This window comes from Candidatus Rokuibacteriota bacterium (assembly GCA_016209385.1).
GTDB lineage: Bacteria > Methylomirabilota > Methylomirabilia > Rokubacteriales > CSP1-6 > JACQWB01.
In genome coordinates this window covers 1-10277 of sequence record JACQWB010000055.1, presented here as the reverse complement: position 1 = coordinate 10277, position 10277 = coordinate 1, and the positions used below count along the sequence as shown (strand labels likewise).

Below are 10277 nucleotides of genomic sequence, written 5' to 3'. Positions count from 1 at the left end.
CGCCGTACCACCCGAGCCTACGATACTACGACTGCCCCCTTTGGTCCTCCTTTCACCAAATGGGTGCACGACTTGTCAGGTCTGGTGCGGCGTTGGGCTCCTTAGAGCGTTTTTAGGGTTCACGCACGCTTCTTGCCTCCTGATCCCGGGCCGCGTATCCTGTCGCAATACAGGCGCGTCCCTCTACCGGCATAAAAGGCCGCCAGGAGGCCGAAGCGATGAAGTGGCACCCGGTTGCGGAGACCTTCGGAAAATACAAGGAGCTCGCCCTCGGCGCCGTGTTTGGATTGATGGCGGGCCAGGAGCTCCTCGAGATCCTGCTCCTCGAAACGTCAGCGGCAGCGCACACGCGGTTTTCACTCGGCGCCTTCCTCCACCTGGGCCAAGTCCTCCTGATCTTCGCCGGGACATACGTCTTCATCAAAGCCTGGCAGGAGAAGACCGAGCTGATGGACCTTGAGGTCAAGCGGTCCGGCGAGCTGGCGATGGTGGTCCGGACCCTTCAAGAGAAGGAGCGAGCGCTGGCGCGCATGATGGAGCGGCTCAGGGTCGTTCAGGAGGAGGAACGACGGCTGGTAGCCTATGATATCCACGACTGCCTGGCCCAGCTGATCGTGAGCGCCAAGCAGCACTTCGACACCTTCGAGGACCTCCGGCAAAACCAATCCCCCGAGAGCCACCTTGAACTGGAGCGGGGACTCGACCGCTTGGACCGGGCCATTGTCGAGACGCGACGGCTTCTGGCGGCGCTCCGTCCAGGAACCCTGGATTCCCTGGGCTTGATCCCCGCTCTCAGAGCCCTGCTGGACGAGACGAGGCAGGAGGCAGGCTGGGACGCGCAAGTCACTGACGACCTCGGCGACATCCGTCTCCCTCCGACGGTGGAGACCGCGGTCTATCGAATCATCCAAGAGGCCCTGGCCAATGCCGCGAAACATGCCAAGACCTCTCGCGTGAGCGTGGAGCTGCGGAACGAGAGAGACAGGCTGGTCGTGAAGGTCAGCGACTGGGGCGTGGGGTTTCGCGTCGCGGATCGGACCGCGGGCCCGGGCCTGGGTCTCCTCAGCATGCGGGAACGGGCGCGGCTGCTCGGGGGTGCCTGCCACATTGAAAGCGAACCCGGCCTGGGCACGAGGGTGTCAGCGACGATCCCCCTGAGGAACGGCACGGCCGATGGAGAACCCCGCTAGCCCGAAGCCACGCGTGTTGGTGGTCGACGACCATCCCATGGTCAGAGAGGGTATCCGGAGCATGCTGTCCGGCGAGATCGAGGCGTGGGCAGAGGCCGGGAGCGGGGAAGAAGCCCTGAAGAAATTGCCGGAGCTGAGGCCCGACCTGGTCCTGCTCGACGTCCAGCTCCCCGATCTGGACGGGCTGACCGTGCTTCGGCGGATCAAGGCGCTGTCTCCGACCACCAGCGTCCTCATCGTGACCATGCACGACAACCCCGCTTACGTGCAGCAAGCCGTCAAGCTGGGCGCCGCCGGATATGTGCTCAAGGGGATCACCCGACGCGAGCTCCTCGCGGTCCTGCACGCTGTCCGCGAGGGTGAGTCAGTCATCGAGCCTTCCATCCTGAAGCGGCTGCTCGGGGAGGTGACCGTCGAGTCCGGAACACGGGCTGCGTCGGGGGACACCCCTGAACCCCTCACCCGTGTGGAACGGGAAGTCCTCGCGCTCCTGACCGAGGGACTCACCAACAGAGAGATCGCCGAGCGACTCCGGTGGAGCCTCGGGACAGTGAAGAAGTACGTCCAACGCATCCTCGAGAAGCTTCAGGTCTCTGACCGTACGCAAGCCGCAGTCGAGGGAGTCCGGCGAAGGCTGACCGGCTAGCCCGCCTTGCCGTCCCGCCAACCGTGGCCACATGGCCACGAAATCATAGCCGCCTGAGGCTTGACAGCGACAGCCGTCCCGTATAGAGGAAGGTGCGAGGAATGCCGGACCCTCTGGTTCAGCTCCGCTCGGTGAGCCTCGGCTACGGAGGCATCGCGGTCGTCAGAGAGGTGACGCTCACCGTCCATGAGGGGGATTTCCTGGCCTTTGTCGGACCGAACGGGAGCGGCAAAACCACGCTGCTCCGCGCCCTCACCGGAACCCTCGCACCGCTCGGGGGCGAGATCCTCCGGCCCCGCGGCCCGATCGCCTGCGGCTACGTCCCGCAGGAGCGCGATCTCGATCCCGCCTTTCCGTTCTCGGCCCTCGACGTCGTCCTGCTCGGGCGAGTCAGTCGCCTCGGGCCGGGGCGACGCCCGGCGCGCCGCGACCGGGAGATCTGCCTCGACGCGCTGACACGAGTCGGAATGACCTCACTCTCCCGCGCTCCGTTCCAGGACCTCTCGGGTGGCCAGAAGCAGCGCGTCTTGATCGCGCGCGCCCTCGCCACCGAACCCGCGATGCTGGTTCTCGACGAACCCACCAGCGGGATGGACCTCCGCGCCGAGCAGGAGATCATGGACCTCATCGCGGGTCTGCAGCGCCGCCAGCTCACGACGGTCATGGCGAGTCACAACCTCCACGCCGTTGCGCACTGGGCGAAGCGCATCGCCATCGTCGACCGCGAGCGTGAGCTGTTCCGGATCGGCGACGCCTCCGACATCCTCACCGACAAGACCCTCACCGCGCTCTACGGGCTCGACGTGCGGGTCCGGGAGGTGGATGGTCGCAGAACCATCGTGACTGGAGGTGACCCATGCTAGAAGCGCTCCAACACTCGTTCTTCCAGCACGCGCTCGCGGCGGGCACCCTCGTGGCAGCCATGTGCTCGTTCCTCGGGGTCTACGTGGTGCTCCGGCGAATCGTGTTCCTGAGTATCGCGCTCGCCCAGATCGCCTCCGCCGGGGTGGCCCTCGGCTTCCTGGTCCACGTCCCCCCGCTGTTCACGGCGCTGGCGGCGAGCCTCGCGGGTGCCGCGGGCCTCGCCCGGACCGCGCAGCGGCGCAGGGTCCCGACCGAGGCCGTGCTGGGTATCGCCTACGTCCTGGCGGCCGCCCTGGCGGTCATCTTCGTCGCCAAGAACCCGTTAGGGGAAGCCCGGGCGCTCAACATGTTCTTCGGCAATATCCTCTCGGTGCCGACCGCCGAGCTCCTCGCCCTCGCCGTCGTGGTCCCGCTCATCGGCCTGGTCCACCTCCTGTTCGCCAAGGAGTTTCTCTTTGTCTCCTTCGACTTCGAGACCGCGCGGGCCCACGGGGTGAACGCGCGGCTCTGGGATCTGGTCCTCTTGCTCACGCTCGCGCTGGCCGTCGCGCTGGCGATCAAGACCACGGGCGTCCTGGTGACCTTCGCGCTGCTGGTCGTGCCCGCGACCACGGCACGCCTGCTGGTGAACCGGATCGCGCCGATGTTCGGGCTCGCGGTGGGCTTCGGCGTCGCGACGGTGCCGATCGGGCTCACCCTGGCGCTCCGGTTCAACCTGCCGACGGGCTCGGCGATCGCTGCGACCTCCGCTTGCCTCCTCATCGTTGTGGCGCTCGCCCGCCAGCTCACCGCCGCCGGACTCCGGGCCGCGACGGCCGCTGGCGTCGCCGCGGCGCTTCTCCTCGCCTTCCCCGCGCCCGGTGGAGCCCAACGACCGGGAGGGGACGCGTTGGAACAGGAAGTTCTGGAACTCAAGCAGGCCCTTCGCGAGCTTCGGGAGACGGTCAAGGCGCAGCACGCGCTGATCCTGAGACAGCAGGAGCAAATCGAGGCGTTGGCCGCGCGCCAGCGCGTCGAGCCGGCACCCGCCACGCCGCCCGGAACGCGACCGGGCGCCGCCTCGCCGGCGGCACAACCCGCGCCGGCCCCCTTGGCGAAGGACCCGTCGCCGCCTCAACCGGGACGGCCAGGCATCCCGCCGTGGATCGCGCTTCTGCCTGAGGTTCGCATCGAAGGGAACTTCATCTACAACCACACCTTCAGGAACCGCAAGCGGCTGGAAGCCGAGCTGGGGGAGGAGCGAGCCGACGAGGAGTTCTTCGCCCGACGAAACCGCTTCAACTTCCGGGAGGTCGAGCTGGGTCTCCGCTCGGCTGTGGATCCGTTTGCGACGTTTGAGGGCATCATCTCCGCCCAGCAGACCTTCGGCGGGGACGTAGAGGTTGAGCTGGAGGAAGGAATCCTGACGCTGACCCGACTCCCGTTCAGGTTGGGGGCGAAGCTCGGGAAGTTCAGGACCGGCTTCGGCGAGTTCAACGACTCCGACCCCGAGGAGTTCCCCGAGGTGGATCCGCCGAACGTCATCACGAACCTCTTCGGCAAGGAGGGCGATGGGTGGATCGACACCGGGATTCGCGCCGAGCTTCCGTTCGCTCTCGGCGAGGTCCCCTTCCTGCTCTCGGCCGGCATCTTCAACGGCGACAACGAGGAGGCCTTCCACGGTGGCCGGGCCGGCTTCTTCGCGCGGAAGCCTGCGTACTTCGGCAGGCTCGAGGCATTCTTCGAGCTGGGGCCGGCGGCGGCGATCGAGCTCGGCGCTGGATTCGCGTACGGGCACACCCGGGACGAGGCCGGGCGACCGACACTCCGCTCACGGATCTTCAACGCCCACTTCGAGTTCGACTACCGGCACCCGGTCTTCGGCCTCTATCGGGGGTTCAACTTCCTCACCGAGCTCTACTACACCTGGCGGGACCGCTTCATCGAGGCCGAGCTGGACGACCAGGAGGTCATCGTGGGGCGGGAGGTCCTCGACCGCTACGGCCTCTACGCCCTCGGCGAGCTCCAGCTCACGCGGAACTGGTTTGTCGCAGGCCGCTTCGACTACTCCCAGCTCCCCGAACGCGAAGAGATCGGGCCGTCCCGCCGGATCGAGACGGCGGGCTCGGCGATCCTCTCCTACAAGCCCAGCCGCTTCCTGACCCTCCGTGCCCAGTACAAGCACAGTGAACGGAACTTCGCCCCGACCTCCGACGAGCTGTTTCTCCAGGCGCTGTTCCTGCTCGGCTACGAACGGCCTGGTCCGTTCTAGAGGGACGGCGACCGTGATACACCTCAGTCGGCGCGGCTTCCTCAAGACGAGCGTGTCGGCCGTCAGCCTGGCTGTTCCGGTGATGGCGGTCCCGGCCGCCCAAGCCACGACGCTCAGAGTCGTGGCCAGCTCCACCGACCTGGTCAACATCGCGCAGGAAATCGGCAAAGGCCGGATCGAGGGGCTGAGCTTCTTCCTCGGCTACCAGGAGCCGGAGCTCTGGGTGGAAGAGGTCTTTCCAAGCTGGATGCTCAAGGCCGCCCGGGCCGACCTCTTCATCCGGATCGGCCTCTTCGCCGACGTCTGGGCGGACCTCGTCATCGAGGGTGCGCGGAACCGCAAGATCTACCCGGGAGCCCCGGGCTTTGTCGACGCCTCCGAGGGCATTGGGGTCCTCGAGATCCCGACAGGCCCGGTCGATCGCTCGCTGGGCGAGATCCACCTCCAGGGGAATCCCCACTACCTCCTCGACCCGCTAAACGCCAGGATCGTTGCGGCGAACATCCTGCGCGCTCTGATTCGGGTCTCGCCGGGGGACGCGGAGTTCTTCAAGAGAAACGCCGAAGACTTCTCGCGCCGAATCGATGAGGCCCTGGTCCGCTGGGAAGTGGTAGCGAGGCCACTCCGCGGCCAGAAGCTTGCCGCCTACCACAAGACGTGGTCCTATCTGGCACGGCGCTTCGGGTTCACCGTGGTGGGCTACTGCGAGCCGAAGCCCGGCGTCGAACCCTCCCCTGCCGATGTCCGCCAGCTGGCCGAGACGATGGTGCGGGAGCAGGCCCGGCTGATCATCCACGCTCCGGTCTACAGCCCCCGGATCCCGCTCGCGGTGGCCCGTGAGGTCGAAAAGCGAACCGGGCAGCCGGTCCGGGTCCTCATGCTACCCGCCCATGTGGGCGGCGTCCCCGAGGCGAAGGACTACTTCGCTCTCTTCGACTACCTCCTGACCAGGCTGAACGATGCCCTCCGCTGATCCCGATCTCGCTCCCGTCGGTCAGGCCCACCGGCTGAGCCGTTCGAGGAGACGGCGTTCGCGCTTGGTGGGGCGGCCCACGCCGCGAGGGCGATAGACCGGCGGAGGCGTCGGGACGGGCTCTGGAGGCGGAGGCGGGGTGAGATCCTCGTAGAGGAGCTGAGCTCGCATCGCGGGGCCGCGCCTGTCGGTCAGCGCCAGCACCTTGACGAGCTTCTTCCCGCGCGGCAGCGTCACGCGGAGGAGATCGCCCGGCCGAATCGTCTTCGCCGGCTTGGCCGCGTGGCCGTTCACATCCACCTTCCCTCCATCACAGGCGGCCGCGGCCAGGCTCCGGCTCTTGAACAACCGGGCGGCCCAGAGCCACTTGTCGACCCGGATCTGCTCCATGGCAGCACCTCACGCCGAGTCTATCACCTGTCGGCGTGGCTAAACGAAACGAGGCAGACCCCGCCGATCTGGCGATATACTTGCTTCACCGCCACGTAACAGGAATCCGAACCGCGGGGGTGCCGGAGTATGTCCTGCATCGAAGAGATCATCGACCCGCGCGACACGCGCCCGCCCTTCTCCGACTGGGTGAGCCTCGCGTACCGGCGGGAAGCCACCCGCCTCGGTCCGAAGGCGGGCGGCGCGCGGCCCTAGCTCGGGGCCAGCGTCGTGGCGCGCCGGCTGGCCGCGCTCTCAGGATGCCTCGCGCTCGTGGTCTTCGGGGCGTTGGCCGCTCCCGACAGCGTGCTCGTCGAGGACTGGGTCAGGCACGCGCCCGGCACAAAGGGAATCCCGGAAGGCTGGAAGGGCGGCCAGCGCTGGGGAAACCCGGCCTACGAGTTCCGCGTGGCGCAGGACGGCCCGACGAAGGCCCTCCACCTGACGAGTCGCGGCGATTCCTCGACCATCAGCAAGGAGGTCAAGGTCGACCTGAGAGACACGCCGGTTCTCGAGTGGCAGTGGAAGGTCGTCACGCTCCCGAAGGGGGGCGATGCCCGGAACAAGAACGCCGATGACCAGGCGATCCAGCTCTACGTCACCTGGGAGCGCTTCCCCTCCCTCGTCCGCTCACGGATCATCGGCTATATCTGGGATTCGGGCGCCCCCGCCGGCAGCGTCCTCAAGAGCCAGAAGACCGGGCTCGTTACCTACGTCGTGGTCAGGTCGGGCGCGGCCGACGAGGGGAAATGGCTCACCGAGAGCCGCAACGTGTACGAGGACTACAAGCGCATCTACGGCGAGGAGCCTGACGCGCCGGGCACGCTCTCCATCGCCATCGACTCCGACGACACCCAGTCCAGCGCCGAGGCCTATATCGGTGCGATCCGGTTCAGGAAGCCGTGAGGGCGTCACCCCGCGTACCACCGCGCAATCCTGACGTCGAGAGGTTCGTCAAGGAGCTGGCGGCCGAGAACCGCGCGTTCTGGGTCGACCGGGATGTCCGCCTGGATCCTGGAGCCGCCCCCGAACTGCTTCTCGACCAGATCCGCTACCGGATGCGCCAGGGGGTGTACAACGAGCTTCGCTCGGCCGAGCTGATCGCCGCCTGGATTCCCTACGTGAAGGAGCGCGAGATCCGGGACCTCCTGCCGCGCCAGCTCGACGACGAGCAGCGCCACTACCAGCTCCTCCGCAAGCGCCTCCTCGAGCTGGGTGAGGACCCTGACGGCTACGCGCCGCTAACCGAGTGGGTCGACCTCTTCGACTGGCTCGTCGCCTGCCGGAGCCGGCCGACCTTAGAGAAGCTGGCCATGTTCCAGTTCGCCGGCGAGACCCAGTCGTGCGAGGGGTTCGAGACGCTCATCCGCCTCGCCGAAGGACCCGACCCCGAGACCGCGAATCTCTACCGTACGCAGATCCTGCCCGACGAGTACCGCCATGCGGCGATCGGGCGCCAGGCCCTGCTGCTCCTGGCGGACACGCCCGACGCCCAGCGCCAGGCCCGCGAAGCCTGCCGTGAGATGAACGCGCGGGTCTTCGCTGCCTACCGCTCCCACCGGGCTCGCACGGACCGGGGCGGCTGACTCCACCGCCGGCGCCTCACCCCGTGCCGGTGTCGTTCAGGAGGTGGAGGAACCAGCGCCGGCCATCCCACTCCAGCAGCGAGACCGCGCCGTAGTCCTGACCGAGCATCAGCAGCCGCTCGAGCGGGAGCCCCAGCGCCCGGCAGAGGATCGCCCGGTTGGTCCCGCCGTGAGCCACGATCGCGACGCGCTCTCCCGCATGCGCGTCCACCAGCCGCTCCACGACGGGCCAGCAACGCGCCAGGAGGTCGGGCAGGCTCTCACCCTCCGGGAACCCGAACTCGCCGATCCGGCTCATCCAGTCGCTGAACGCGCCTGGCTCGCGGAGCTGAATCTCCTCGGCGGTCAGCCCCTCCCAGCGTCCCATCGCCATCTCGCGCAAGGCCGGCTCGATCCGCGGCACCAGGCCGTGAGGGGCCGCGACCAGCTCAGCGCTCCGACGGGCGCGCGCCAGGTCGCTCGAGTAGACCGCCGCCAGGCGAACGCCGGCCAGACGGAGTGCGAGAGCCGTGATCTCGGCCTCCCCCTCGGGCGACAGCGGGACGTCTAGGTGGCCCACGAAGCGACGGGTCTCGCCCCCCACCACCCGACCGTGACGGATCAGGTAGAGGAAGGTTGAAGGCATCAGCCCGGGAGGATGCGGACGAGCGCGACGAGCGCGAGGAGCACGCCCAGCTCGGCGAGTTCCACGGCGGCGCCGAGACCATCCCCGGTGAGCCCGTGAAGGCGACGCGAGAAGAACGCGCCCGCCACCAGCGCCACCGCGACGCCGATCGCCCCGGCCAGCTCACCCCGAAGACCGAGAACGAGACCCGCGCAGATCGCGACGAACCCTCCACCAACGAGAACAGCAGGCGCCGAGACCGCACGCATGAAAGCGGCTCCGTACCCGCTGTCGGGCGAGGCGGGGTGAAACATCCGGGCGAGGAGGAGCGGGGCGTAGCGGCCGACGAGCGGGGCCAGGACAAGTCCGGCGCGGCGAACCGGCGGCGCCAGCTCGGCCAGCGCTGCGAGGGTAAGGAGCAGGAGCAGGATCAGGCCGAGCGCGCCGAAGGCCCCGATCCGGCTGTCGCGCATGACGACGAGCCGCCGCTCGGGATCACGGACTCCCAGGCCGTCCAGACAGTCGGCCAAGCCGTCCAGGTGAATCCCGCCGGTTAGGAGCTTCCAGGCGGTCAGCACGAGCAGGGCGGACAGGAGCGGCGGGAACGGCCAGGCGAGGACGCGATCCAACGCGGCGAGCGCCAGGCCCAGGGCGAGGCCGACCAGCGGAAACCACGCTGCCGCTCGGCCGAGCGCGTCAGGGCCGTCCAGACCTCTGCCGGGAACGGGCACGATGGTCAGGAACCGGACCGCGGTGATCAGGCCGCTCAGCGGCGCGATCAGGCTCGCCTCCCGGCGCCCGCGCGCCCGGCGCCCCACCCCGCCAGGGCCGTCGACGCCGCCTGGCCGACAATCAGCCCCACCACCCAGAGCACGGAGCGTGCGCCGCTGCGGAACGGCCCGGCGAGGAGCGCAGGCCCGTGGTCCACGATCGCCCCCGCCACCCAGATCAGCCCGACCACCGCCGTGATGACGAACCCGGTCCGTCTCCCCTGCCCGACGAGGACGAGCCCGAGGGACTGGAGCGCGAGAAAGCCCCCGAGGAGGAGCGCCAGAAGGTCCGAGGCAAGCCCGAGCCGTCGCGCGAGCCCTTCGGAAAGATCTTCAACGACGTGGGGGACCAGGAAGAGCAGGCTGGCCAGCGATACGGAGATCGTCCAGATCCGCAGGCGCTCGGGCGCCATCAGCGGGGACGGCTACACTGGGTAGACGCCGCCGCGGCGCGGCGGGAACTCCGCGTGCTTGGTCTCGGCGTGCGCGAGCCGCTTGATCAGCTCGCCCCGGAGCTGGGAGCCCGGGACGATGTCGTCCACGAGCATCTCCGAGGCCAGCTTGTAGATGTCGATATCCTCCTGGAACTCCTTGCGCTTCTGCTCGACAAAGCCTGCACGCTCAGCCTCGGGCAGCTCCATGATCTTGTTGTAGTAGACGGCGTTTACGGCCGGCTCGGGCCCCATGATGGCGATCTGCGCCTGGGGGAGCGCGATCGCCGCGTCCGGCTCGTAGGCCGGACCGCACATCGCGTAGAGGCCGGCGCCGTAGCACTTGCGGATCACGGCGCAGATCTTCGGCACGGTGGCCTGGGCGGTGGCGAAGATCAGCTTGGCGCCGTGGCGGATGATCCCCGCTCGCTCCACCTTCGAGCCGACCATGAACCCCGAGACGTCGGCCAGGTAGACGAGGGGGATGTTGTAGGCGTTGCAGAGCCAGATGAAGCGGGCCGCCTTGTCGGAGG

At 68.3% G+C, this 10277-nt stretch carries 12 protein-coding genes; 7 read left to right on the top strand and 5 right to left on the bottom strand.

The features are described from left to right. Positions 1-218 precede the first annotated feature (218 nt). The 5 genes from HY726_04000 (at position 219) to HY726_03980 (ending at position 5924) form a co-directional block, all read left to right on the top strand. Positions 219-1190: a sensor histidine kinase gene (locus HY726_04000; GenBank protein MBI4608153.1), complete on the top strand. Its 972-nt coding sequence runs from the start codon at positions 219-221 to the stop codon at positions 1188-1190. Then, complete coding sequence (locus HY726_03995) at positions 1174-1836, top strand: response regulator transcription factor (GenBank protein ID MBI4608152.1); 663 nt, start codon at positions 1174-1176, stop codon at positions 1834-1836. Before HY726_04000 ends, HY726_03995 begins: the two co-directional genes overlap by 17 nt. Positions 1837-1937: 101 nt before the next feature. Then, positions 1938-2699: a metal ABC transporter ATP-binding protein gene (locus HY726_03990; GenBank protein MBI4608151.1), complete on the top strand. Its 762-nt coding sequence runs from the start codon at positions 1938-1940 to the stop codon at positions 2697-2699. Continuing rightward, the gene (locus tag HY726_03985; protein ID MBI4608150.1) at positions 2693-4951 is read left to right on the top strand and encodes a metal ABC transporter permease; all 2259 of its coding nucleotides are present in this window, start codon (positions 2693-2695) and stop codon (positions 4949-4951) included. Before HY726_03990 ends, HY726_03985 begins: the two co-directional genes overlap by 7 nt. 13 nt (positions 4952-4964) lie before the next feature. After that, complete coding sequence (locus HY726_03980) at positions 4965-5924, top strand: zinc ABC transporter substrate-binding protein (protein ID MBI4608149.1); 960 nt, start codon at positions 4965-4967, stop codon at positions 5922-5924. A 21-nt stretch (positions 5925-5945) separates the two neighbouring features. On the opposite strand, the gene HY726_03975 is transcribed toward HY726_03980, so the two are convergent. Then, positions 5946-6314, bottom strand: coding sequence for an RNA-binding S4 domain-containing protein (locus tag HY726_03975; GenBank protein ID MBI4608148.1), 369 nt, complete (start codon positions 6312-6314; stop codon positions 5946-5948). 270 nt (positions 6315-6584) lie between these two features. Between HY726_03975 and HY726_03970 the strand changes: the two genes are divergently transcribed. Both HY726_03970 and HY726_03965 read left to right on the top strand, forming a co-directional pair. Further along, positions 6585-7259, top strand: coding sequence for a DUF3047 domain-containing protein (locus tag HY726_03970; protein ID MBI4608147.1), 675 nt, complete (start codon positions 6585-6587; stop codon positions 7257-7259). After that, positions 7256-7939 (top strand): ferritin-like domain-containing protein, encoded by a 684-nt coding sequence (locus HY726_03965; protein MBI4608146.1) that lies wholly within the window; start codon positions 7256-7258, stop codon positions 7937-7939. Before HY726_03970 ends, HY726_03965 begins: the two co-directional genes overlap by 4 nt. Positions 7940-7955: 16 nt before the next feature. Here the strand turns inward: HY726_03965 and HY726_03960 are convergent, their stop codons facing one another. The 4 genes from HY726_03960 to HY726_03945 form a co-directional block, all read right to left on the bottom strand. Beyond that, entirely contained in the window at positions 7956-8564 is a 609-nt protein-coding gene (locus HY726_03960) for a histidine phosphatase family protein (protein ID MBI4608145.1), read from the bottom strand. Then, positions 8564-9361 carry an adenosylcobinamide-GDP ribazoletransferase gene (cobS, locus tag HY726_03955; GenBank protein ID MBI4608144.1) on the bottom strand — a complete coding sequence of 266 codons (798 nt, stop codon included), beginning with the start codon at positions 9359-9361 and terminating at the stop codon, positions 8564-8566. The genes HY726_03960 and cobS overlap by 1 nt, the downstream gene beginning before the upstream one ends. Beyond that, positions 9322-9726, bottom strand: coding sequence for a hypothetical protein (locus HY726_03950; protein ID MBI4608143.1), 405 nt, complete (start codon positions 9724-9726; stop codon positions 9322-9324). The genes cobS and HY726_03950 overlap by 40 nt, the downstream gene beginning before the upstream one ends. Positions 9727-9738: 12 nt before the next feature. Then, positions 9739-10277: acyl-CoA carboxylase subunit beta (locus HY726_03945; GenBank protein ID MBI4608142.1), on the bottom strand; the 539-nt coding region annotated here is incomplete at its 5' end.

What these genes read in the sequence shown, in the direction of transcription:
- HY726_04000 (MBI4608153.1), top strand. Translation starts at nt 219, where the DNA reads ATGAAGTGGCACCCGGTTGCGGAGACCTTCGGAAAATACAAGGAGCTC.
- HY726_03995 (MBI4608152.1), top strand. Translation starts at nt 1,174, where the DNA reads ATGGAGAACCCCGCTAGCCCGAAGCCACGCGTGTTGGTGGTCGACGAC.
- HY726_03990 (MBI4608151.1), top strand. Translation starts at nt 1,938, where the DNA reads ATGCCGGACCCTCTGGTTCAGCTCCGCTCGGTGAGCCTCGGCTACGGA.
- HY726_03985 (MBI4608150.1), top strand. Translation starts at nt 2,693, where the DNA reads ATGCTAGAAGCGCTCCAACACTCGTTCTTCCAGCACGCGCTCGCGGCG.
- HY726_03975 (MBI4608148.1), bottom strand. Translation starts at nt 6,314, where the DNA reads ATGGAGCAGATCCGGGTCGACAAGTGGCTCTGGGCCGCCCGGTTGTTC.
- HY726_03960 (MBI4608145.1), bottom strand. Translation starts at nt 8,564, where the DNA reads ATGCCTTCAACCTTCCTCTACCTGATCCGTCACGGTCGGGTGGTGGGG.
- HY726_03950 (MBI4608143.1), bottom strand. Translation starts at nt 9,726, where the DNA reads ATGGCGCCCGAGCGCCTGCGGATCTGGACGATCTCCGTATCGCTGGCC.